Here is a 22,440-nt window from a genome sequence, read left to right on the forward strand (position 1 = left end):
CCTATAGAGGGTTCAATCCCAAAGGTCAGCCCCCCGCGTCGACGCCCCCTTTTCCTCTGGCCAAAAATATCCTGGGGGAGTCCCGGGCCTGCCCGGGACGGGGGCAAGCCTCCATATTAAAGCGATTTAGGGCGCACTGACCTTCCGGCGGAGAGCAACGTGGGTGTTTTCCGTGACTATTCAATTCCACTTGATTGGATCCTCGCCGATCACCTGACCGAAAACATTCTCGCGGTGCCATTTCAAGTTCTTTGGGCTTGGCCAATTTTCCCGATCCTTCGGCTTCCAAAGTTTGCAATCCGGTCGCAGCAGACGATCCACGACGTCTTCCGGTACTTTGTTGCGCGACACGAGAATTGTCTCGTTATCGTCAGCGACAGAGACCAACCCGCGATCAAACATCCAGTGCAAAGTGGCGGACAGCGCGAGGCCATTGCGAACAGAGTCGCTTCCCTGGTGCTCAACAGGTCGAATATGCGCGGCCTGCACCTCCGGACGGCCGCCGCCATTGCGTAACATCAGGCCTGACATCGCGCAGCGGTAGTCGTAGGCCTCGCGTACATTTCTACGGAAAGCGACATCACGATAGGGCCTACGGGTAAGGCGCTCCAAAACCGGGCGTTTAAAGGGCTCCGAGCCCTCATTAATCCCAGGAATTTGTGGATCATAGCGCGTCGCCTCAATCCGTTCCAATTCCTGAGGCAACCCAAGGTCAACAATACGGGCGAAGTCTTCTTCCGGCAATCGTCGCACAGCAAGCTGTACCGCGCCTCCCTTTCTCGGTGTGCCGTCCGGTTCTGTCAGGGCCGATTCCATAGGGCGCCCGTCCCGCAGACGGGGCACCTCACGGTCAAACGGAAGAAAAGACTTCGGGTCGATGATAGCCAGGTATCTGCCCTCAACCCCAGGCTTCGGAATCACTTGGTCAATTTTCGCAGTTGCGAAATACCCGCGCGGCCCTGCCTTGACGGGTTCGTAATAGATAATCCAGTCGCCAACCGCCTCATTGATTGCTTTCAGATACGCGCGAGGAAAATCATAGACATCGTCCAACTCGTCGTCGTAGTTCGAGTCGGCCTTATGAAGCAAAACAAGCTTAACCATAGCCCCAGGAAAGCTTTAACCAGCCGGAATGCAAGCTTTTTCAGACGTGGTCGTCGCGCCATTTTCATCCGTCTTGCAATGCGCTGAAACGCCTTCAGCGCAACCCGTCGTCGCCTTTCACCTCATCCACCGTCAAACCGCCCATCCGGTCATGGATACGCCCCCCGCGGCTCATGGCCAGCACGAACAAAAGTTCATCGGCCCGCGGCCCGTCGGGCAGGCCCACTTCCATGCCGTCGAAATGACTACGCACATAGGCTGCGTTGATATGACCGAGCGGCACGTCGATCCGGCTGCCCGGCCCGCCCTGCTTCATCGACGAGGGCACGATCGCCTTCGCCTCGCCCAGCCGCGCGCGCATCGCGTAACCGCCCGGCACGTGCCAGAGCGCCGTATGCTCCAGCTCGCCGGCCTCACCCGCCATGGCAGCCTTGCCATAGCCGTCGATGCCCCCGACACCGCCCATCGCCTCGATCAGCCGGTCGGTCATCATCAGACCCAGCGGATTCAGGTCCTCCATGGCCGACTGCAGATCCTCCGCATAGGTTCCGGCAAACGGGTTTTTCACCAGAGCCGCCATCGCGGCGCGGCGACGCGGCAGGTCCGCGACCGGCCCGCCGTCATGGTGGATCTCCTCGACGAACAACGCGGTCTTGCGCAGGGTGAAATCAGGCATGTTCAGGGTCCCTTTCTTCGATCATGACAGTCTCGCCAACGGTCACGCAAGCGCCCCGCAGGCTCAGGCAGGCGGCCTGGATGATCCCGCGCGCGACCAGTCTCGCGGCATAGCCGCGCCCGGCCTCCAACGCCGTCGCGATCTCGCAAACATCCAGCGTGCCGACCTCCTGCGTCACCGCGCGCTCGCCAAGATCACTGTCGGGCGACAGGTCACAGGCCGGAACGCGGACGATCGCCGGATGCCCCGGCAGGTCCACGGCATTGGCGATCATCGTCGCGGCGGCGTCCGCCGTTGCCGCACCTTGCGCCAGCACCGTCACCGCGTCAGCAATCCCCAGCGAATGGCTCCGCCCCCCCGCGCCCGAGGTTGCAACGCCACGCACCGGATCCCAGGCCCGCAAGGTGACAGTGCCCGGCACCGGGCTTGCGATGGCCGCCGTCATCGTCTCGCCCGGTGCGATGTGAAACGCCACGTCCCCGCCGTTGTTCACATACCCCTTGGACACCCCCGGCCCTGCCAGCACGGCGGCCAGGATCGTTTCCGCCCCCGCGCCCGCCACTGCCGCCATCGGCGTGACGAAGTCAGGCGCGAAGGGCCGGACTGCCTCGACCATGCGCTGCGCCGTCTCGGCCTCGACCGGCCCGCCACAGGGACGGCGCAAGCGCGGCAACTCCGCCACCAATTCGTCCAGCAACGCCCCGAATCTCGCCACCGCTCTTTGAAACGCCGCGTCGCGTCCCGCGCCCTCGATACCCACGATCATGTCGATCGGCCCGTGATGCAGGTGCAGCCGCCGCCCATCCGGCAGCCAGTTCGCCTGCGGCCCCGACATCAATCGCGCTCCACGAAACGCACCGCACTGCCGTATTCGCCGCCATGCTTCAGGATATCGCTCACCGTCCGCACAGCCGCGTCATGCCCGCCCAGCGCCCGGTAATCCGCGCGGCTCAGCGTGAATTCCAGCGGCGCCACCAAGGCGGGCGTCGGCACATGCCCAAACGATCCTTCCGGCATCGTCAACACGTCGACCATCAACGTGATCCCGCCCCCGGGCCAGACAAAGGCCGGCGCGCCGCCACAGGTCACACGCGTCTTCAGCGCTTGCACAGATCGGGTCAGCTTCACCGGGTTCTGCGTCACGCCCGACCGCAGCGACCCGCCCGCACCCGCCTGGAACATCACCGTGCAAAGCGCCGGTTCGCAATTCTCGGCAATCAACTCCACCGACGGCTTCAAAACCTCTGGCAAAGCCGCCTCTTGCGGCCGCAAATCATCGTCCAGCACGTAATACCCGTGATGCTCGCCCGTCGTGCTCACCATCAACAGCGTCAGCCCCGGTCTCGCGCCCTTCTTCTCCAGCCACGGGTTCAAGATCGCCAACGGATCGTCCAGGTCCGTACCGCCCCAGCCCTGCCCCGGCTCGGCCACTTTGAAATACCGCCCCGGCGTCGACCGGCGCCCCTTGATCCGTATCCCCGTATCCGGCCAGCCCAGCACCTTGCCCGCCTGGTGTTCGCTGACCACGCCGGTGATGTGGTCGTCCACCACCACCACCTCGTCCACCAGCCCGTGCCACTGACTGGCGAACATGCCGATGGTGGCCGAGCCACAGCCGACGCGCATCCGTTCCTCGAGCTGGCCGTTGACCACGGGTGCCTGCCCCGCCTGCACCACCACGGTCGCGCCGTCGTCGATCTCCAGCTCCACCGCCTCGCGGTTGCACAGCCGCAGAAGCGCATCACAGGTCGCACGTCCCTCGGGTTTGCCGCCCCCGGTCAGATGATCCACCCCGCCCAAAGACAACATCTGCGAGCCATATTCCGACGTGGTCACATGCCCCACCGCCTCGCCGCCCGCGCGCACGGTGGCGGCCTCATGCCCGAGATGGCGGTCCGTGTCGATCTTCACCTTCACCCCGCAATAGGAATAGATCGCCTCGGTCACCACGGTGACGAAATCGGCCCCCTCCACCTCGCGGCTGACGATGAACGGCGCGGGCTTGTAATCGGGATAGGTCGTGCCCGCCCCCACACCACTAACGAACACCTCCTCGCCGCCCAGAACCTCACCATCCCAGTCCGGCCCAAGGAACGGCTTCACCGCGTCCCCCTTGGCAACCCTACGGTCAAGTATGGTCAGCGGATCACAGCGCACGATCCGGCCATCCTCGTTGGCATAGCGATCGCACGCCCCGATCTTGCCCGGCGCGATGTAGCACATGACCGGACACGCATCGCAGCGGATCTTCTCCTCGCGCCCGCGCTCAGCCATCTCCGGCCTCGCGGATCGCCGCCAGCACGCGATGCGGCAGCGCGGGCAGACGTGTCACCAGCGCCCCGGTCGCATCCCGGATCGCGTTCAATATCGCGGGGGCGGTCGGGATCAGCACATGCTCCCCCAGCCCCTTCGCCCCCATCGGCCCCTCGGGGTCCGGCACCTCCAGGAAAATCGTCGCTATCTCCGGCATATCGCCCGTCGTGGGGATCAGGTAATCGTGCAGGTTCTCCGTCCGCCCCGGAATGAATTCCTCCATCAGCGCCAGTCCCAGCCCCTGCGCGATACCGCCCTCAACCTGCCCTTCGGCCAGCTGCGGGTTGATCACCCGGCCCAGATCATGCGCCGCCGTGACCTTGTGCACCTTCACCGTGCCAAGGCCCATGTCCACCGACAGTTCCACCAACTGTGCGCCATAGCCATAAACGGCATATGGAACCCCCTGCCCGTCCTCGTCCAAGGGCTGGGTCGGCGGATCATAGCTTTCCTCGGCGCACAGGACATAGCCATGCGCCTGCTCGGAAAGCGTGGCCAGATCAATCACTTGCTCCCGCGCGCCGTCGCTCACGCGCAGAATGGCGCCCTCAAGGTGCAGAACCGCCTCCGGCCCCATATTCGTCTGCTTCAGGATCAGCGCCCGCAATGCCTGGCCGGCCCTCAATGCCGCGCTTCCGGTCACGTAGGTCTGGCGCGACCCGGATGTTTTCCCGCAATCCGGCGTCAGCGCGGTATCCGCTCCGATGATCTGCATCTGCGCCAGCGGCAACCCCAGCGCATCCGCCGCGATCTGCGGGATTACCGTGTTCGATCCCTGCCCGATATCCACCGCCCCCTGGTGCAGGCACAGCCGTCCATCGCGCGTCAACCCGATCCGAATAGTCGACGGATTCGCGATCGCCGTATTCCCGCAGCCATACCAGCAGGAGGCGATGCCAACCCCATGCCGGACGCTCCCGCCCCTCGCATTGGCCCGCTCGGCCCTTTCCAGCGCATCTGTCCAACGCCCTTCCAGCGCTTCCAGGCAAGCCGCGATTCCCACGCCATTAAGAGTCTGGCCGAACACCGTCGCCTGCCCGTCGCGCAGCGCGTTCAGCTTGCGAAAGGCCAGCCGGTCCATCCCCAGCTTGCCTGCCAGGTCGTCGAACAGCGTCTCCTGCATGATCGCCGCCTGCGGCACGCCGAACCCCCGGAACGCGCCGGAGATCGGCTGATAGCTGTAATTCGCCCGCGCCTCGGCGCGGTAATTCGGGATGAAATAGGGCCCCGAGGCGTGGACCGGCACGCGGCCCGCCACGGTCGGCCCCCAGCTGGCATACGCCCCCGTATTGAAATCTCCGTCGAAGTCCATCGCCACGATCCGCCCGTCGGCATCGGCGCCAAGGGTGCAGCGCATGTCCGACGGATGCCGCTTGGTGGTCGCAGCCATGCTTTCGGCGCGGCTATAGATCATCCGCGCCGGTTGCCTGGTCTTCAGCGCCACCAGACCCACCAGCGGCTGCAACGATACGTCCAGCTTGGAACCGAACCCGCCACCCGTGGCCGCCGGTATGATCCGCACGGCCTCCGGCGGCAGGCCCAGCACCGCGGCGGTATCGTCGCGATCCATGATGGGCGCCTGCGTGCAGGCCCGGATCACCAGCGTCTCACCCTCCATCCATGCGACGCCTGCCTCGGGTTCGATATAGGCGTGCTCGACATATCCCGTCTGCATCGCGCCGCTGACGGTAAAGGCGGCGTCCTGCATCGCTTGCCGTGCCGCGCCCCGCCGGACCTTGCCGGCGATCAACAGGTTGTCGGGATGCGCATCGTGCACGAGCCGGTCCGCCGGGTCCTCGCGCCACGTGATCGGAAAGTCCGACAGGTCCAACGCTTCGACCACCGAAGGCTGACCGGCGATCAGCGCCACCGCTTCGCCCGCCAGCCGCGCGCGGTCCTCCGCCAGCGCCGGCTGGTCGCGAAACGCCGGGATCACGCCAAAGCGGTTGGTCCCGGCGATGTCCTGCGCCGTGAAAACCTGCACGCCTCGCGCCGCAGCCCAGTCCGCGACCTCTCCGAACTGAAAGGATACAGGTGCGTATGGTGCGCGCACCGCCCGCACCAGCAAAGCACCGTCCGGCACGTGATCCGCGCCATAGGCCTCGGTCCCGTCCACCTTTGCGACGCCGTCCAGTCTTGCGACGGCCGCGCCAACGGCCTCTCCGGCGTCGGGCATCGGCGCCACGTCGCCGGGAGTTGCATCCAGCACCGCATCGATGATCTTGGTGTACCCGGTGCACCGGCACAGCACGCCCCCCAGGGCCTCCTCGACCTCGGCGCGCGTGGGCTCCGGCGTGTCGCGCAGGAACGCTTCCGCCGTCATCACCATGCCGGGTGTGCAGATCCCGCATTGCGCCGCCCCGTGCCGCAGAAAGGCCTGTTGCAAAGGCGTGTGCGCCTGCCCCTCGATTGTCTCGATCTTTCGCCCCGCCGCCTGACCCAGCGGCGTCAGACAGGCACAGACCGGAGCACCGTCCAGCAACACGGTGCAGGCCCCGCAATCGCCTGCGTCACAGCCCACCTTCGTGCCGCGCAGGCGAAGGCCGTCGCGCAGGACCTCCGACAATCGCCGCGCCGGATCGGCGGGCAGTACGTGGCGTTGCCCGTTTACCGTCAGCGTGCACGTGTCCATCGGACGGTTCACGACACACCCTCTGCGCCGACCGCATCCGCCACCGCCCGGCGCAAAAGTTCCGTCGCCGCGTGCCCGCGATAGCCAGCCGTCGCCCGCATGTCGTCCAGCGGCGACAAGGCCGCGCAAACGGCATCCTCGGAAATGACATCCGCAAGCGTATGGTCTGCCGCACGCTCCCTCAGCACAGCCTCTACCTGCGGCAACCGCGTGGCCACGGCACTACACGCACCCACGGCCAGCGCCGCGTCGTTGACGCGCCCACCTTCCACGACCAGCCGCACCGCGACCATGGCGATGGAAATCACCAAGTAGCGCCGCGCGCCAAGCTTGAGAAACCGCGACCGTCCGTTCAGCGCCGATCGCGGCACGTGAACACTTGTCACGATCTCGCCGGGGGTCAGCGCCGTGCGGCGCGGCCCGACAATGAAATCCTTCAATGGCAATCTCCGCACGTCCTCGCCCGAGACCAGTTCCACCTCTGCGTCGAGCGCCAGCAGGCACGGCACCCCGTCCGCCGCGGGCGAAGCGTTGCAAAGATTGCCCGCGATCGTTCCCGCATTCTGGATCTGGCTCGAACCGACCTCTCGCGCCGCCTGTTTCAGCATGTCGCACGCCGGCGGCAGCTTCGCTTTCAGGATATCCGTCCATGTCGTTGCCGCCCCGATGCGCAGCTCCTCATCGGTCACTGCGACCCCGCGTAAACCGGCCAGCCCGGTGATGTCCACCACCGGCCCCTGCAAGGCCCGCGCACCTGTTGCCGGGAAAAGATCGGTACAGCCTGCCGCCACGCGCCCACCGGTCTGCGCCAGCAGCGCCAGCGCGTCGTCCAGGGTTTCGGGCCGTGTGTATCCGGTCACGCCGCTCTCCATGTCGGGGTGCAGATATCGTGCGACGCGGTGTTTCGTCCTGTCAACTCAAAGCGTTTTGCCTTTGACCCGAGGCATCAGCGAAAGGCGAAACGCGTGCAACGATGGAATGTTGCGCCGCCTTTCAGACGCCCACATAGCGGTCCACGATCGAATGATCCTGCCGCAGGGCCTCCGCGCTCAGCACCTCGCCGTTCCGTCCGTTCTCGATGAACGCCACGCGGTCGGCCACCGACAGAACCGCATCTACCCGCTGCTCCACCAACAGAATTGCCACGCCCTGCGCGCGCATCTTGACGATCACCTGCCGGATCGCCTCGATCATCGAGGGCTGCAACCCCTCGGTCGGTTCGTCCAACAGCAGCGCCTTGGGTTGAATGCACAACGCCCGCGCCGTGGCCAGCATCTGCTGCTCTCCGCCCGACAGGGTCTGCGCCGGCTGGTCCATCCGCTCCCGCAACCGGGGAAAGAGGTCCAGCACCTCGTCCAGAACATCCTTGCCCGCGCCGCGCACCTGCAACCCGATCTCAAGGTTCTGCGCCACGCTGAGGCCGGCAAACAGCCGACGCCCCTGCGGGATATACCCGATGCCCGCGCGCGGCACCTCGTGGGCGGGCAGGCTGCCGAGATCCTGCCCATCCAGCGTGATCCGCCCGGACATCAGCGGCAACAGCCCCATGATCGTCTGCATCGTGGTGGTCTTGCCGGCACCGTTGCGACCCAGCAGGCACAGAATCTCGCCCGCCTCGACCCGCAAGGACAGATCGCGCAACACCTGTGCCGCGCCATACCCCGAATTGACCCCTTGCAGTTCCAGCATCATCCGGTCCCCAGATAGGCCGCCTGCACGTCGGCATTCTCGTGGATCTGCTGCGGCGTGCCCTCGGCCAGCATCTCTCCGAAGTTCAACACACTGACCGTGTCGGCGGTCTCCATCACCACTTTCATGTTGTGTTCGATCAGCAGGATCGTCGTCTCCCCTGCCAACGCGCGGATCAACGCCTTGAACGCGTCGATCTCCCCTTCCGAAAGACCCTGCGTCGGCTCGTCCAGGATCAGCAGTCGCGGCACCTGCACCAAACCCATAGCGATCTCAAGCAGCCGCTGGTGCCCGTAGCTGAGGTTCCCGGCGTCCTCGTCCGCCTGTGCTTCCAGCCCGACGCGGCCCAGAGCCTCCGCCGTGGCGGTGCCCACTGCGTTGCCGTGCAACCGCCGCCTTGCAGCCAGCGCCACGTTCTCCTTCACCGGCAGACGCGGAAAGATCGAGGTAATCTGGAACGTGTACGCCATCCCCTTCATAATGCGCTTGTGCGCGGGCAACCGGGTGATGTCTTCACCATCGAACGTCACCGTCCCCGATGTCGGCGAGATACGTCCACAGATCATCCCCACCAGCGTCGTCTTGCCCGCCCCGTTGGGCCCGATCAGCGCCCGCACCTCGCCTTGTGGCAGGTCAAAATCCACATCCGTGACCGCCTGCAACCCGTCGAACGACTTGGACAATCCCCGCACCTTGAGCAGCATCACGGCAACCCTTTCCACAGCCGCCGGCGCACTTCCCCGGTCAGGCCCTGCGGCGCGAACAGCGTCAGCGCCACCAGCGCCACGCCCGCGATCAGCATGTAGGCCGAGGTCACGCCGGAACTGAGGTCGATCAGGTAGAACATGAAGAGCGTGCCCACGAACGGCCCCAGCACCGTGCCCGCACCGCCCAAAAGAACCCACAAGAGCGGAAAGATCGAATACTGCACCGAGCCGAATGTCGCCCCGGCATAGCCGAACAGCAGCCCATAGAACGCCCCCGCGGCGGCCGAGATCGTGCCCGACACCACCATGGCTCCCAGCTTGTGCGCGTAGGTATCGTAGCCCAACATCCGCACCCGCTCCTCGTTCTCGCGGATGGCAATGAGTGTTCGCCCGAACCGGCTTTGCACCAGCCACAGCGACAGCAGGAAGCAGACCGAAAACAGCCCCCATGCCGCGAAATACCGCGCCGTCGGGTCGCTCAGGTCGATCCCCCACAGCACCCTTTGCGCCTGTTGGATCACGAACCCCTCGTCGCCGCGCGTGTATTCTCCAAAGTAGAGGATCGTCAGGTACCCCGCCTGCGCGAACATCAGCGTCACGATCATGAACGCCACGCCCGCCGTGCGCAGCGCCAACAGCGCCAGCCCGCCAGCCACCAGCGACCCCGCCACGATCCCCACGATCAACGCGGGCGCAGGCGTGAACCCAGCGTGCTGAATGGTCAGCCCCATCCCGTACATGCCAGCCGCAAAGAACAAGGCGTGCCCAAGGCTCAACAGCCCCGTGTAGCCAAACAGAATATTATACCCCACCGCATAACTGGCCAGCACCATGATCCGCGCAATATTCCCGTGATGGTACGCCGGCAGCACGAACTGCAACGCGAACAGCACCACCAGCAGGCCCAGATGCAATCCCAGAACACGCCCGCCCATGTTCATGCCGTTCTGGTCCCGAACAGGCCCTGCGGCCGGAATACCAGAACCAGCCCCACCAGCAACGTCGCGAGAATTTTCGCCAGCGTTGGCGAGAAGAAGACCGAGATGATCCCGTCGCTCAACCCAATGAACAAGGCGGCCAATACCGTGCCCGGAAGGCTCCCCAGCCCCCCGATGATCACCACGATAAAGGCCAGCAGCAACGGCTCGACCCCCATCAGGTAATGCGCCTGCTGGATCGGCACGATCAGTACCGCGCCCAAAGCTGCAAGCGCCGCGCCGATCCCGAAAACAAGCGCATAAACCCGCTCCACCGGGATGCCAAAGGCCAGCGCCATGTCCCGATCCGCCTGCGTGGCGCGCATCAACAGGCCGATCTTCGTGCGCGCCATCATCGCCCAGACCCCGCACAGCACCGCGCCCGCGGCGAAGATCACGAACAGCTTGTAGGACGTGATGCTCCACCCCCACGGCTGCGCCATGCCGAACAGCGTCTCGAACCAGTCGAACCACGGCAGCTCGACCCTTGTATTAAACGGCGCCTCCACAGGCCTCGCTTCGGGGCCATAGGTCATCAACGTCAGTTGCTGGATGATATAAAGCAAGCCGATCGTCGCCACGATCGTCCGCTCGGGATCATACTCAATACGCTTAAGTATGGTCACATCCGCCGCCGCGGCCAGCACCCCCACGACCAGCGGCGCGATCACAAGTGCTGCAACAAACCCCAGCGCCGGATGCCCGCCCACCATCTGCGCCACGTACCAGGCGATCACCGCACCCAGCATGTAGAATTCGCCATGCGCGATGTTCACCACCCGCATCACGCCAAAGACAAGGCTCAGGCCGACGGCGGTCAGCGCCAGCACCGCCGCCGTCACCGCGCCTTCCAGCGTGGCGAGGATAAGATGAGGTCCGAATTCCATCAGGTCAGGTCACACGCCCCGGCCCGCCGCGCAGGGCGTCAAAGCGGCTGCGTGGTGTAATCCACCTCGTCCGGATACAGCGTGTCGTCGATCGACGTCGTGTGCACGCGCACCAGCCGCCCGTTCTCGACCCGGCTGATATGCTGATGCCCGAACACCTGGTGCGTCTTGCCGTTGAACCGCTTGGCCCCCTGCGGATGCGCCTGGCTTTCGGGCATCTCGCCCATCGCCTCGACCGCCTCGATCAGCTTGGCGCGGTCCAGCGGCCCGGCATAGCCCGACGCCTCCATCCCGGCCTTGATGACGTGCAGCGTCTCCCAGCAGCCGAACATATGCGCATAGGTCGACACGTCGCTCGGGTCGTTGACCGACGCGCCGTTCTCGTCCACGCCCACCGCCTCGCGATAGAACTTCTCGTGCTCGCTTTGATCCTCCTGCGCGTAACGCGGCATCCCTTCCCAGAAATACGTCCCTTCCAGAAACTCCAGGCCCGGGCTGGAAATATCCACCGCCTCCAGGCTGTCGATAAAGCCAAAGATCTCCGGCCCCTGGTCGCCGAAGAATTCGCCCAGCTCCTTCACGAATGTCAGCACCGCAGGGCCGACCATCACATGATACAGCACCTCGGTATCGCGCGGAATCTGCGGGAAATACTTGGTAAAGCTCGTCTCGCTCGGCGGAATCGCGATCTGCTCCAGCACCTCGCCCCCCTGCTCCTTGATCGCGGCGGAAAAGAAATCCCGGTGATCGTGGCCGAATGCGAAATCGGGGAAAATCATCGTGACCTTCTTGCCAAGGTTCTCCGACACGTAGGGCGCCATTGCCTGCACCTGGCTCTTCACATCGGTGATGCCGGGTTGCAGCGTATAGCGGTTCAGCATTCCGCTCGCCACGTGGTGCCCTTCCGATACCACGAAATAGGGCAGCTTCAACTCGCCAGCCCGTGGCGCGGACCCGATCACAACATGCGAAAACAGCGTGCCGAAACCCACGTCACAGCCATGCTGGTTGGCGAATTTCTCCACCACCTCGGCGCCGCGCTTGGGGTCCGTGCCGTCATCCTCTGCAATCAGCTCGATCATCCGGCCATTGATCCCGCCGCCATCGTTGATCAGCTTGACCGCCGCCTCGGTGGTGCGCCCGTACCAGCGCCCATAGGCGGCGCCGATGCCGGTGCTGTGCTGCTGAAACCCGATCTTGATCGGCTCCGAGCTTTGCGCCTGCGCATACCGCGCCCAAAGCGGAAGGCTCGCGGCTCCGGCGGCGGCCCCGGCCAATGTCTTCAGCGCGCCACGGCGCGACGTGGCCTTTTTCTGATTGGTCATCACGACCTCTCCCTGTTTCTCGATATGGATTGGCCCGATCCTGCGAAGCCTGCCCCGGTTTGTCCAGCGTTTTAAACCAGCGCCTTACCCCCGTGGCGACGCCAGAAGCCACAACCCGAAGAACGTGTAGGCCACCATGAACACCGCCAGCGGCGCCTGCCCCAGCACGGCCCGCCGCCGATCGGCCCGGTCCCGCATGGCCAGTGCATGCGCCATCAGGATCGCAACGACATGCCCCACCACCACGGCCCCGGCCTGGCTCAGCCAGATCCGCCGCACGGTATCCTGCGTATTGAAGAACCCGGTGGTCACGTAAAACCCGTCCATGCCCAGAAAATGGGCGCCACTGGACAGCGGATCGTCCAGCATCTGCACCACGTACTGAACCTCCACAAGAAACGTCGGCAAGTAATGCGCCACGTGATAGCCCAACGCGATCGGCAGGATCGACGGCGCGAAAAGGCAAAACGCCGCACGCAGGCGCCGCCCCGTCCCGGCGATCCGCTCCCCCAGCCACAGGCAAGCCGCGAAAACCGTCAACAGCCCAAGATTCGCCACCACCAGCCCGATCAGGTTCGGGACCACCACCGCCGACCGCCCCGGAAACTCCAGCGGGTTGACCCCGATCACACCCATCCACCAGAAGGTCTCGTTCAGCCCGTCGAAACTGCCCGTCCCGAGCAGCAGCACCATCAAAACGGCCAAGGCCAAGGGCGGCGCCCGCCGCATCACGCCCTGCCACCCCCACAAGCCCAGCGCCAGGCGCCCGCGCACCGGGGCAAGCACCCCCATGCGCCCATAGGCCCGCATCATCACCGTCACCATCTCGCCCCGCAGCAGGAACGCCGGCCCGAACAGCAGCACCCCGAACAGCACCGCGTACCAGTAAAGCCCCACGACACTGGCCAGTCGCGCCGGATCGGCCGGCGCCGGATCGCACAAGAGGAACGCCGCAAAGGCCAGGAAAAGTCCCACAGCAGGCCAGTATCCCCACCTGCGCGGGTACCGCATCAAGGGCCTGATCCCGGTCCACCGCGCCAAAACCGCGACCACCCCCGTCCAGGGGTTCGTCCAGCGCCAGTGATTGCCGAAAAGCCCTTGCAGACTCACCAACGCCACCCACCACACCGTCCACAGCAAAAGCGGCATCGGGTTTTCCATCGGCGTGCGCGGCCCTGCAAAGCCCTGCCAAACAGCAAAGGCCAGCACCCCGGTCGCCAGCAGACTTGTCGCATGCCGCCATGCCCAGCGCAGCCGCCGCACCAACGGCACCGGCGAAAACACCGCCTCCCCCGCCCGCGCCGGCAACACCGCCAGCAGCAGCACCGTCAGGACAACACTCGCCACCCCCGCCGAGATGTAGACATCCGTCGGCAGCAACAACACAAAGCTCTGCTCCGACGCATGCGCCCATGCCATCCCGCCCCAGAACAGGACGAGGCAAACCAGCAATCCGCGCATCACGATCTCTTCTTCTGGCCCAAAATACCCCGGGGTGAGCGTTGAAACGCAGTTTCAACGTGAGGGGCTGGCCCCTCCTCCCACGAATCGAGCGTGGCGCAGCCACTCATTCAGGTCACCCCGGGTCGCGGATCAGGCTCTGGCACATGCAATGCACGCCGCCGCCCCCTTGGGTGATCATGCTCAGGTCCGGGTCAAAAATCTCGAATCCCAGCGCCCTCAGCTTCTCTTTCAGCGTTTTCGACCCTTCCGGCAACAGCACCCGGTCCTGCCCCAGCGCCACCACGTTGCAGCCCAGCGCGATCGTTTCCTGGAACGGCACCTCGACGATCTCGATATTCTTCGCCCGCAGCCAGTCCACGATCTCGGGATCGGTGCAGTCAGTGCAGACAGCCGCCAACTTCGGCGCCAGCATCACCACCATCAGGTCGATATGCACATAAAACGGGTCGATATCGGCCAGCTTCACTTCCCAGCCCTCGGCCTCCATCCACGACGCCACCTGGCGCGCACCCTGCTCCATGGTCCGGCCTTCCTCGCCTTCCCAGCCGATCAGGACGCAGCCCGGCTCGATCACGTTGAAATCGCCGCCCTCGAAGGTGCCCGCCGTGACGAAATCGTAAATCGGAACCCCAAGACCCTGGTAGGTCTCGATCGCCCGGAAATTCTCGCCCCGGCGCCAGTATTGCGACATATGCGTGATGATCGCGCCATAGGGCGTCATGACCGAACTGTCCCGCGCATAGACCTGGTAGGGCAGCTCCGGGTCCGGCACATGGGTCTGCACCTCGACACCCGCGCTTTCATAGGCGCTGACCATCTCGGCATGCTGTTTTTTGGCAGTAACAGGGTCGAATTCCACGCCTCTGCGCAACGTCTTCTTGCTCACCGAGGATGTCTTCAGCCAGCGGTAATTCTCGATCGGCCCCAGCAGGACCGACCGCAACGTGCCATAGTCGCTATCCGCACCCCAGTCGTTCAGCCTGGGCGTGCCACCGCCCTCGCGCCGCGCGCGCAGGGTAAAATTGTCTGCCGGTTGATCTTTCATGTGGACTCTCCTTTGCGCGAAAGGCTGAGCCGATGCCACGCCCAAGTCAAGCGCGACCGCGCCACCGCCGCCGTGGCCATTGTCCATTGCGCAAAATGAAGCCATCGCAGGGACAAAACCCTAAGGCTCATACCGCTCCGCCAGGTCCTCGGTATCCCCGATCGACGCCAGCTTCACCTCCCGGATCAGCTTCAGCGTCGGTTTCAGGCAGAAGAACACCGAGCCCACGATAAACAACCAGATCGCCGCGGCCTCCGTCTCTTTCCACAGAAACAGGATCGACCCGATCAGGAACGAGAACGCCGCGACGAAATCCGCCAGCGTGTGCAACAGCTCGAATACCGCGTAAAGCCGCTGTGTCTCGGCGCTGACGTGGCGCTTGTCCTTGAACATCTGCATGGGGTGCCTCCGGGGTTCGACAGTCGCGCCCTAGAAAAAGCAAGCTCGCACGTTTGGCAAGACTCAGACCCTAATCCTGCGGAAAAGGCACAACGCCATCCGCCGCCAGCCGATTGAAAAAGCCCAGCACCTCGTCCTCGGTCGCCCGCTCGACCGCGCCCGCGCGCACCGCCTCGCGACTCCAGACCCAGGATTGCGCCGGGTCATCCCGCATCGCCCAGGCCGGAAACAGCCGTGTCCGGATCGTCCGCTCCATCAGCTTGCGCGGCTCCACGTGGCGGTCATCCTGTCTTATCCGGGCGTAACAGTCTCGAACGGCCTTGTCCGGCCCTTCCAGCAATTGCAGGTACAGATCCGCCCGACAGATCAGCGCCCCGGTGATATCATCGCGTTCATTGCACCGCCGCGCATCCAGCAGGATACCGGCCAGCATCGCGTCGTCATATCCGAAGGGGCGGGAGGCATAGATCAACTGGGTGAGCGCCATGGCGGGGCTCCTTTCCCGCACAGCCTAGGCGACAGCATCACAACTGTCCACGCGCCTCACGCGCCGCGCTTTGCCCGAAACACCTCGGCATTGGGAAACTGCCCCGCGCCACGATTCAGCTTCAGGTCGTCGCGCATCTTCACGTTCAGCTCGACCAGCTTTGCCTCCAGCGCCTGTTTCGCCGCCTCGATCCGCGCCGCGCCTTGGCCTTCGCTCCTGGCATGGTGATACGCCAGCACCGCCTCAAAGGCCTCCGTGCTGGCCCGCATCACCGCGACCGACGCGATCACGTCAATCGCCTTGCCCTCCCCCGGCGCACGCTCCGGCAGATCCTGCCCATGATACAGGGCGTGCGCCATCTTATGCAATTGGGTCAAATGCTCGGAATAGAGCCTGATCCGCGCCTCAGTCAGCCGCCGAAACGCCCGCGTGACCTTGACCGCGATATAGGCCACAAGCGCCGCAATCACGCAAAGAAGCGCAAGAATGCCCTGCCCGACGCTCAGCGGCTCAAGCCCCCATGCAGCGTCGGCACATCCAGCGCCGCAAAGCCATAGTGCCGCAGCCACCGCAGATCACTGTCGAAGAACGCCCGCAGGTCCGGAATGCCGTATTTCAGCATCGCGATCCGGTCGATCCCCATGCCGAATGCAAAGCCCTGCCACTCGTCCGGGTCGATCCCGCCCGAACGCAACACATGCGGATGCACCATGCCGGACCCGAGGATTTCCAGCCAGTCGTCGCCTTCCCCGATCTTCAGCGTGCCGCCCTCCCACGAACACCGGATATCGACTTCCGCCGACGGCTCGGTGAACGGGAAATGCGACGCGCGGAACCGCAGTTCGACCTCGTCGACCTCGAAGAACGCCTTCACGAACTCTTCCAGAACCCATTTCAGGTTCGCCATGCTGATGTCCTTGTCGATGGCCAAGCCCTCGACCTGGTGGAACATCGGCGTGTGCGTCTGGTCATAGTCGGCGCGATACACCCGCCCCGGCGCGATCACCCGGATCGGCGCGCCCTGCGCCTGCATCGCGCGGATCTGCACCGGGCTGGTATGCGTGCGCAGCACATGCGGCGGGCGGTCGTCGCCTTCCGCGCGGTGGGTATAGAACGTGTCCATCTCGGCCCGCGCCGGGTGGTGGCTGGGGATGTTCAGCGCGTCGAAATTGTACCAGTCGCTTTCGATCTGCGGCCCCTCTGCCACGGCAAAGCCCATGTCCGCGAAGATCGCCGTGACTTCCTCGGTCACCTGGCTGATCGGGTGAATGGTGCCCTCGCGCCGTGGCCGCCCCGGCAAGGTCACGTCCAGCCATTCGCCGCGCAGCCGTTCGTCCAGCGCGGAATCCGCCAGCGCCACCTTCTTGGCCGCCAGCGCGCTGTTGATCTCGTCCTTTAGCGCGTTCAGCTTGGGCCCCATCTCCTGCCGCTCTTCGGGCGTCATCTTGCCCAGCTCGCGCATCTTCAGCGCGACCTCGCCCTTCTTGCCGACGGCCTGCACGCGCAAATCCTCCAGCGCGGCCTCGTCACCGGCCTCGGCAATGGCTTTCAGGTACTTGTCTCTCAGGTCATCCATGTCGTCTGTCCGGCCAAATCCATCGGGCCGGGGTTACCCCGCCTGACGCGATTGCGCAAGCCGCGCCTGCCTGCCCGCGCCTCAGGGCCGTTACAGCTCCTACATCCGCCGCATCAGGTCCGGGTCCGGCTCCTGCCCCGGCCTGATCTGGCGGGCCATTTCCTCGGGCATCCGTTCCATCAGCTCTTACGAAAACCGCTTGTGTAGTCTCTGTTGAAGGCAGCATAGCCCTCTGACGTGACACCGTGATGGCCCTGCATCATCCCGTGCAATTCCGGCAGCCGGTGAAACGGCACCTGCGGCAGGGCATGATGCTCTGTGTGATAGGGCATGTTCCACGCCAGGAACCGCACGAGGCGATTTGTGTAGGTCGTCCGGGTGTTCCGGAACATGTCCGCGACGAAGGCGCAGCGTCCGTGTTCCGCCAGCAGGTAGAGCCGCAGGAAAGGTTGCCCAAGCAGCGCGGGGAAGATCCAGGCCCAGAACAGCACCGGCGTCACCGGCAGGCTTGAAAACGCCAGCGCATAGATCGTCAGCATCACCCGTGCCTCCTTCAACACGCGCGGCCGCGCGCGCTCTGGCACGTAATCGCCCGGATCACCGCCCACCGAATTGCGCAGGGTCTGCCCGATCATGGCCCACCAGAACGGCAGACCGGTCACATGCCACACATACGCGCGCCAACTCTCGGGCTTCGCCCCGGCCAAAAGCTCGGGGTCCTTGCCGGGGATGTTGGTGTGCCGGTGGTGCGCCAGGTGAAAATACCGGAACCACTCGAATGGCTGCACGATCAGCAGGCCACAAACCCGCCCGACCCATTCATTCAGCCATAGCGTTCGAAACGGCGTCTTGTGCGTCGCCTCATGCTCCAGCGTGAACAGGAAACAGATCGCGATTCCCTGCGGGATCAGCAGCGCCCACCACAGCGGCCCGCCCAGCCCGATCCAGACACCGAACAGCACGATCAGCCCGAAATGCAGCGCCAATCGGAACAGGCCGGGCGCATTCTCGGCCTCGGCCAGCCCGGCCAATTTGTCTCGCGGCAAGGCGGCGATGAACTCCCGGTGATCCATGCGAAAAGCCTAAAGCGTTTCGCGAAAAACCTGAATCACAGATTTTCACGAAACGCAGTGCTCCGCTCAGTCGTTGCACGCGTTCCGCCTTTTGCTGATGCCTCGGGTTAAGAGCGGAACGCTTTAGGCAGCCCGTCGCGCTCCGGCAAGGGGAGAGCGCCGGCGCCCGCTCACGCACGGGTTACTTGACACCCCCAACGACGAACCATAGCGCAGGCGGGCAAGCTTTTTACTCAACAATAGCAGATCCCCATGAACAATCTTTCCCCCGTGGACCAGTTCCTTTTCGGGCTCATGAACGCCAGCCTTCTCTTTACGTTGGTCTACTGGATACTGGGCTTCGACATTCAGTTCGCCACTGGCTTCGCCATCGAGGACGGCCCCGTCGAGTACGGCACTGCCGTCATGCTGTTCGTGTCGGCGCTGGTGCTGGCGTGGCAATCCGCGCGCCAGTTCCGGAAAGGCCAGGCGCTTGCCGGGGTCTGCCTGTCGATCTACGCGCTGATTTTCGTTTTCGGCACGGGCGAAGAGATATCCTGGGGTCAACGCATCCTGGGGCTGGAGACGCCCGACTCCCTCCGCGAGGTCAACTTCCAGGATGAGATCACGCTGCACAACATCGTGGTGGGCGGCAAGCAGCTGACCAAGACGGTGTTCGGCAGCGGGCTGACCATCGCGATCCTGCTCTACCTGCTGGTATTGCCGGCACTTTATGGCAAATCCCGCCTTGTCACGCGCATTGCGGACCGTCTGGCATGGCCGGTGCCGTCATGGCGTCACGGAATCATGGGCGTTATCGCCAGCGTGGTAATGCTGGTGGTCGAGATCCCCCGCCAATGGGAGGTGTACGAATTCGTCTTCAGCCTGCTGACCACGTCGATCTTTCTGGCGCCGGCCAACACCGCCAGGTTCGAACGGTCTGCCGTTACCTGAGCCGCAACTACGCGCCCGCCGCGTACCGGGCCAGTGGAAATCAGACCGCTGACTTGCTGCGCAATGCGCGCACTTCGCGGTCATGCGCCGCCAGCAGCCGCTTGGCCTTTTCACTCAATTCGGATTGCCCGTCGCGGGTCTGCACGATGGTGCGTACCATGTTTCTGCCTCTTGGTTTTCCGTCCTTTTCGAACCGTTGTGTCAAAAGGCATCGCACATCTTTGCGGGGAGAGTATGGCAAATTTTAGGAAATTGTTAACGGATACGGCACAATGAAAAACGCCGCCGGGCGTTCCCGACGGCGCTCATTTTCTTGTCCCTCGAACGGCAGGCTTACGCGGTCAGCGCGCCTTTTGCCTGTTCCACGATGGCGCCGAATGCGGCGGGTTCGTGCACGGCCAGATCGGCCAGGACCTTGCGGTCCACTTCGACACCGGCCAGCGACAGGCCGTTGATGAAACGCGAATAGGTCAGCGATTCGTCATGGGCGCGCACGGCGGCGTTGATCCGCTGGATCCACAGCGCGCGGAAATTCCGCTTGCGGTTCTTGCGGTCGCGCGTCGCGTACTGGTTGGCCTTGTCCACGGCCTGCGCCGCCACCTTGAAGGTGTTCTTGCGGCGACCGTAATAGCCTTTCGCAGCTGTGGTGACTTTCTTGTGACGGGCGTGGGTGACTGTCCCACCTTTGACTCTTGCCATGTCTCAAACTCCTCAGCGTGCGTAAGGCATCATCGGCTTGATGATACCTTCATCAGCCTTGCAAAGCGTCGTGGTGCCACGCGCGTTGCGGATGAACTTGTTGGTGCGTTTGATCATGCCGTGGCGCTTGCCAGCCTGGCCAGCCACCACGCGGCCCTTGGCCGTCACCTTGAACCGCTTCTTGCAGCTCGATTTCGTCTTCATCTTGGGCATTTCCGGCTCCTCTTGATGGTCGGTCTTATGCGCGACTCGGCATGCCACTTCGGCCGGCCGCGCGAATGAGAGCGCCGTATAGGACGACAGCGTACATAAAGCAAGGGGCGTTTGCCGCCGGATCAGTCGTCAGGGACCCCTGCCGCATGACGGGCGCTTGCCAACCGTCACGGGCAGGGCTAGACCGGATTTTCCCAGCCTAGGGAGACGCCCCGTGTCCACCACTCTCCGGCTCGCCATCGGAAGCATTTTCGTCGGCGCGCTCGTCCTCGCGATCAAAACCCTTGCCTGGTGGCTGACAGGCTCCATCGCCCTTCTGTCCGACGCCCTGGAAAGCACCGTCAACGTGGCCACGGCCATCGCGGCGCTCATCGCCATTCGCGTCGCGGCGCGCCCGGCCGATTCCTCGCACCCTTACGGCCATCACAAGGCCGAGTTCTTCAGCGCCGTGCTCGAAGGCGTCATGATCATCATCGCCGCGCTGGTGATCCTGCGCGAAGCCTACCACGGCTTTCTCAACCCCGTGGCGCTGGACCTGCCGATCGAGGGGCTTCTGATCAACGGCGCCGCCACCATGATCAACGCGCTCTGGGCCTGGGTGCTGATCAGCCGCGGGCGCCTCAACCGCTCGCCGGCGCTGGTGGCCGATGGCAAGCACCTGCTGACCGACGTCGTCACCTCCGCCGGCGTCGCGCTCGGCGTCCTCATGGCCCTGGTCACGGGTTGGTGGGTGCTCGATCCGATCATGGCGGCCATCGTCGCGGTCAACATCCTGTGGTCCGGCTCCAAGGTGGTGCGCGAATCGCTCAGCGGCCTGATGGACGAGGCCGTCTCGCAGGAAACCCTGGACACCGTGCGCGAGATCATCGCGACCCAGGCCGGCGGCGCGGTCGAGGCCCACGACCTGCGCACCCGCCATGCCGGGCAGGCGACCTTCATCGACTTTCACCTCGTTGTGCCCGGAGAGACCACCGTCTTCGACGCGCACGAGATCTGCGACCGGGTCGAGGCCGCGCTGAAAGAGGCGGTCGAGGGTGCGCGGATCACGATCCATGTCGAACCCGAGCACAAGCAGAAGCATTCCGGCATCGTCGTTCTGGACTGACTGGGGCAGGCACGCCAGACGTGCCATTTGCGCGAAATCCCCGTTGCCCCTAACATCGCGGAACGGGAGGACAGGCACGCTGGACAAGAAAACCCATATCGACAAGGTCGTGAGCGCGGTCAATTCGCCCTCTGCCGCCGCGCGCTCGGCGCTGGCGGCCTCGTGGCACCGCTCGATGGAGCGGCACGGACTGGATCCCGCTGCCCCCGCGCAGGGCCAGCGCGTCGATCACAGCGTCGTGGACGAAAGCCGCGCACGGCTCGACCGCTTCATGACCATCGCCGCCCCCAAGCTCGATCAGCTCTTCGGCCTTGTCGGCCTTTCCGGCTGCGGCGTGCTCCTGACCGATGAAAGCGGCATCATCCTCGACCAGCGCTGTTCCGACGGCGACCGTACGACCTTCGAGGACTGGGGCCTGACCGTCGGCGCCGACTGGAGCGAGGCCGCCGAGGGCACCAACGGGATCGGCACCTGCCTGACCGAGAAGCGCCGCATCACCATACACCGCGACGATCACTTCCTTGCCCGCAACATCGGCATGAGCTGCATGGACGCGCCGATCTTCGGCCCCGACGGCGGACTTCTGGCCGCGCTCGATGTCTCCTCGGCGCGCGTCGACCAGACCGAGGCCTATAACCGTTTGATCGCCGCCATGGTCGACCAGACTGCCCACGCGATCGAGGCGGATTTCTTCCGCGCCTCCTATCCCAAGGCCCGCATCGTCGTCGCCGATTCGGCCGACGGCGGCGCGGCGACCCTCTTGGCCGTGGATGGCGACGACATCGTGGTGGGTGCCACCCGCGAAGCCCGCAAGGCGCTTGGCCTCTCGCCCAGCGGCACGTTCACGCCGCGTCCGGCATCGGACATTTTTGGCCGCGAGGACGGCCCCCGCGGCTTCGAGAAGGCCGAGCGCGCCGCCGTCGTCCGCGCCCTGACCCGTGCCAATGGCAACGTGTCCGAGGCCGCCCGCGCTCTGGGAATAGGCCGCGCCACCCTCTATCGCCGCATGAAACGGCTGGGTCTGGACGACACCTGACCGCACCTGTCTCAGTTCTGAGACACAAGCGCCCTATCACCGTTTGACCCCCTCCTGACGAATCGCCTCGCACACGGCACCCCTGTCCTCACGACTTCGG

The 22,440-nt window shown here is 64.7% G+C and carries 23 protein-coding genes; 3 read left to right on the top strand and 20 right to left on the bottom strand.

The window, feature by feature from the left end:
- Positions 1-180: 180 nt before the first annotated feature.
- From C2I35_RS13425 to C2I35_RS13510, 18 genes are all read right to left on the bottom strand, one after another.
- Complete coding sequence (locus tag C2I35_RS13425; protein ID WP_103763578.1) at positions 181-1,104, bottom strand: HNH endonuclease; 924 nt, start codon at positions 1,102-1,104, stop codon at positions 181-183.
- Between the two features lie 94 nt (positions 1,105-1,198).
- On the bottom strand, positions 1,199-1,780 hold the full coding sequence (locus C2I35_RS13430) for an amino acid synthesis family protein (protein ID WP_103763579.1): 582 nt from the start codon (positions 1,778-1,780) through the stop codon (positions 1,199-1,201).
- Positions 1,773-2,615, bottom strand: a complete 843-nt coding sequence (locus C2I35_RS13435; RefSeq protein WP_103763580.1) for a UPF0280 family protein — start codon at positions 2,613-2,615, stop codon at positions 1,773-1,775. Before C2I35_RS13435 ends, C2I35_RS13430 begins: the two co-directional genes overlap by 8 nt.
- Positions 2,615-4,054, bottom strand: coding sequence for a 6-hydroxynicotinate reductase (locus C2I35_RS13440; protein WP_103763581.1), 1,440 nt, complete (start codon positions 4,052-4,054; stop codon positions 2,615-2,617). Before C2I35_RS13440 ends, C2I35_RS13435 begins: the two co-directional genes overlap by 1 nt.
- Positions 4,047-6,725 carry a molybdopterin-dependent oxidoreductase gene (locus tag C2I35_RS13445; protein WP_103763582.1) on the bottom strand — a complete coding sequence of 893 codons (2,679 nt, stop codon included), beginning with the start codon at positions 6,723-6,725 and terminating at the stop codon, positions 4,047-4,049. The genes C2I35_RS13440 and C2I35_RS13445 overlap by 8 nt, the downstream gene beginning before the upstream one ends.
- A gap of 8 nt (positions 6,726-6,733) precedes the next feature.
- On the bottom strand, positions 6,734-7,585 hold the full coding sequence (locus C2I35_RS13450) for an FAD binding domain-containing protein (RefSeq protein WP_103763687.1): 852 nt from the start codon (positions 7,583-7,585) through the stop codon (positions 6,734-6,736).
- A 133-nt stretch (positions 7,586-7,718) separates the two neighbouring features.
- On the bottom strand, positions 7,719-8,414 hold the full coding sequence (locus C2I35_RS13455) for an ABC transporter ATP-binding protein (protein ID WP_103763688.1): 696 nt from the start codon (positions 8,412-8,414) through the stop codon (positions 7,719-7,721).
- Positions 8,414-9,121: an ABC transporter ATP-binding protein gene (locus C2I35_RS13460; protein ID WP_211286146.1), complete on the bottom strand. Its 708-nt coding sequence runs from the start codon at positions 9,119-9,121 to the stop codon at positions 8,414-8,416. The genes C2I35_RS13455 and C2I35_RS13460 overlap by 1 nt, the downstream gene beginning before the upstream one ends.
- Positions 9,118-10,062, bottom strand: a complete 945-nt coding sequence (locus C2I35_RS13465; protein ID WP_103763584.1) for a branched-chain amino acid ABC transporter permease — start codon at positions 10,060-10,062, stop codon at positions 9,118-9,120. Before C2I35_RS13465 ends, C2I35_RS13460 begins: the two co-directional genes overlap by 4 nt.
- Positions 10,059-10,985, bottom strand: a complete 927-nt coding sequence (locus C2I35_RS13470; RefSeq protein ID WP_103763585.1) for a branched-chain amino acid ABC transporter permease — start codon at positions 10,983-10,985, stop codon at positions 10,059-10,061. The genes C2I35_RS13465 and C2I35_RS13470 overlap by 4 nt, the downstream gene beginning before the upstream one ends.
- 38 nt (positions 10,986-11,023) lie before the next feature.
- Positions 11,024-12,310, bottom strand: coding sequence for an ABC transporter substrate-binding protein (locus tag C2I35_RS13475; protein ID WP_103763586.1), 1,287 nt, complete (start codon positions 12,308-12,310; stop codon positions 11,024-11,026).
- 84 nt (positions 12,311-12,394) lie between these two features.
- Positions 12,395-13,771 (bottom strand): hypothetical protein, encoded by a 1,377-nt coding sequence (locus C2I35_RS13480; protein WP_103763587.1) that lies wholly within the window; start codon positions 13,769-13,771, stop codon positions 12,395-12,397.
- 115 nt (positions 13,772-13,886) lie between these two features.
- A complete protein-coding gene (locus C2I35_RS13485) occupies positions 13,887-14,819 on the bottom strand; it encodes a dimethylarginine dimethylaminohydrolase family protein (protein WP_103763588.1) in 933 nt (310 codons plus the stop codon).
- A 120-nt stretch (positions 14,820-14,939) separates the two neighbouring features.
- Positions 14,940-15,218: a YrhK family protein gene (locus tag C2I35_RS13490; protein WP_103763589.1), complete on the bottom strand. Its 279-nt coding sequence runs from the start codon at positions 15,216-15,218 to the stop codon at positions 14,940-14,942.
- A 70-nt stretch (positions 15,219-15,288) separates the two neighbouring features.
- Complete coding sequence (locus C2I35_RS13495) at positions 15,289-15,705, bottom strand: BLUF domain-containing protein (RefSeq protein ID WP_103763590.1); 417 nt, start codon at positions 15,703-15,705, stop codon at positions 15,289-15,291.
- A gap of 56 nt (positions 15,706-15,761) precedes the next feature.
- Positions 15,762-16,274, bottom strand: coding sequence for a hypothetical protein (locus C2I35_RS13500; RefSeq protein ID WP_146050037.1), 513 nt, complete (start codon positions 16,272-16,274; stop codon positions 15,762-15,764).
- Entirely contained in the window at positions 16,208-17,281 is a 1,074-nt protein-coding gene (gene pheS, locus C2I35_RS13505) for a phenylalanine--tRNA ligase subunit alpha (protein WP_103763592.1), read from the bottom strand. The genes C2I35_RS13500 and pheS overlap by 67 nt, the downstream gene beginning before the upstream one ends.
- 179 nt (positions 17,282-17,460) lie before the next feature.
- Entirely contained in the window at positions 17,461-18,354 is an 894-nt protein-coding gene (locus C2I35_RS13510; protein WP_103763593.1) for a fatty acid desaturase, read from the bottom strand.
- A gap of 252 nt (positions 18,355-18,606) precedes the next feature.
- On the opposite strand from C2I35_RS13510, the gene C2I35_RS13515 reads away from it, so the two are divergent.
- Complete coding sequence (locus tag C2I35_RS13515) at positions 18,607-19,287, top strand: hypothetical protein (RefSeq protein WP_103763594.1); 681 nt, start codon at positions 18,607-18,609, stop codon at positions 19,285-19,287.
- A 333-nt stretch (positions 19,288-19,620) separates the two neighbouring features.
- Here C2I35_RS13515 and rplT read toward each other — a convergent pair whose 3' ends face one another.
- Both rplT and rpmI read right to left on the bottom strand, forming a co-directional pair.
- Positions 19,621-19,986: a 50S ribosomal protein L20 gene (gene rplT, locus C2I35_RS13520; protein WP_103763595.1), complete on the bottom strand. Its 366-nt coding sequence runs from the start codon at positions 19,984-19,986 to the stop codon at positions 19,621-19,623.
- 12 nt (positions 19,987-19,998) lie between these two features.
- Entirely contained in the window at positions 19,999-20,199 is a 201-nt protein-coding gene (rpmI, locus tag C2I35_RS13525; RefSeq protein WP_103763596.1) for a 50S ribosomal protein L35, read from the bottom strand.
- Between the two features lie 214 nt (positions 20,200-20,413).
- Here rpmI and C2I35_RS13530 point away from each other — a divergent pair, with 214 nt between their 5' ends.
- Together C2I35_RS13530 and C2I35_RS13535 are read left to right on the top strand one after the other, a co-directional pair.
- Positions 20,414-21,304, top strand: a complete 891-nt coding sequence (locus tag C2I35_RS13530) for a cation diffusion facilitator family transporter (RefSeq protein ID WP_103763597.1) — start codon at positions 20,414-20,416, stop codon at positions 21,302-21,304.
- 43 nt (positions 21,305-21,347) lie between these two features.
- Positions 21,348-22,340 carry a helix-turn-helix domain-containing protein gene (locus C2I35_RS13535; RefSeq protein WP_245890492.1) on the top strand — a complete coding sequence of 331 codons (993 nt, stop codon included), beginning with the start codon at positions 21,348-21,350 and terminating at the stop codon, positions 22,338-22,340.
- The last annotated feature ends 100 nt before the right edge of the window (positions 22,341-22,440 follow it).

The sequence above is a fragment of the Roseovarius confluentis genome, from assembly GCF_002917925.1.
GTDB classification, from domain to species: Bacteria; Pseudomonadota; Alphaproteobacteria; order Rhodobacterales; family Rhodobacteraceae; genus Roseovarius; species Roseovarius confluentis.

Bases quoted from the DNA above. Each gene is read 5' to 3' on its own strand.
- C2I35_RS13425 (WP_103763578.1), bottom strand. From the start codon at position 1,104: ATGGTTAAGCTTGTTTTGCTTCATAAGGCCGACTCGAACTACGACGAC.
- C2I35_RS13430 (WP_103763579.1), bottom strand. From the start codon at position 1,780: ATGCCTGATTTCACCCTGCGCAAGACCGCGTTGTTCGTCGAGGAGATC.
- C2I35_RS13435 (WP_103763580.1), bottom strand. From the start codon at position 2,615: ATGTCGGGGCCGCAGGCGAACTGGCTGCCGGATGGGCGGCGGCTGCAC.
- C2I35_RS13440 (WP_103763581.1), bottom strand. From the start codon at position 4,054: ATGGCTGAGCGCGGGCGCGAGGAGAAGATCCGCTGCGATGCGTGTCCG.
- C2I35_RS13445 (WP_103763582.1), bottom strand. From the start codon at position 6,725: ATGGACACGTGCACGCTGACGGTAAACGGGCAACGCCACGTACTGCCC.
- C2I35_RS13455 (WP_103763688.1), bottom strand. From the start codon at position 8,414: ATGCTGGAACTGCAAGGGGTCAATTCGGGGTATGGCGCGGCACAGGTG.
- C2I35_RS13465 (WP_103763584.1), bottom strand. From the start codon at position 10,062: ATGAACATGGGCGGGCGTGTTCTGGGATTGCATCTGGGCCTGCTGGTG.
- C2I35_RS13470 (WP_103763585.1), bottom strand. From the start codon at position 10,985: ATGGAATTCGGACCTCATCTTATCCTCGCCACGCTGGAAGGCGCGGTG.
- C2I35_RS13475 (WP_103763586.1), bottom strand. From the start codon at position 12,310: ATGACCAATCAGAAAAAGGCCACGTCGCGCCGTGGCGCGCTGAAGACA.
- C2I35_RS13480 (WP_103763587.1), bottom strand. From the start codon at position 13,771: ATGCGCGGATTGCTGGTTTGCCTCGTCCTGTTCTGGGGCGGGATGGCA.
- C2I35_RS13485 (WP_103763588.1), bottom strand. From the start codon at position 14,819: ATGAAAGATCAACCGGCAGACAATTTTACCCTGCGCGCGCGGCGCGAG.
- C2I35_RS13490 (WP_103763589.1), bottom strand. From the start codon at position 15,218: ATGCAGATGTTCAAGGACAAGCGCCACGTCAGCGCCGAGACACAGCGG.
- C2I35_RS13495 (WP_103763590.1), bottom strand. From the start codon at position 15,705: ATGGCGCTCACCCAGTTGATCTATGCCTCCCGCCCCTTCGGATATGAC.
- pheS (WP_103763592.1), bottom strand. From the start codon at position 17,281: ATGGATGACCTGAGAGACAAGTACCTGAAAGCCATTGCCGAGGCCGGT.
- C2I35_RS13510 (WP_103763593.1), bottom strand. From the start codon at position 18,354: ATGGATCACCGGGAGTTCATCGCCGCCTTGCCGCGAGACAAATTGGCC.
- C2I35_RS13515 (WP_103763594.1), top strand. From the start codon at position 18,607: ATGAACAATCTTTCCCCCGTGGACCAGTTCCTTTTCGGGCTCATGAAC.
- rplT (WP_103763595.1), bottom strand. From the start codon at position 19,986: ATGGCAAGAGTCAAAGGTGGGACAGTCACCCACGCCCGTCACAAGAAA.
- rpmI (WP_103763596.1), bottom strand. From the start codon at position 20,199: ATGCCCAAGATGAAGACGAAATCGAGCTGCAAGAAGCGGTTCAAGGTG.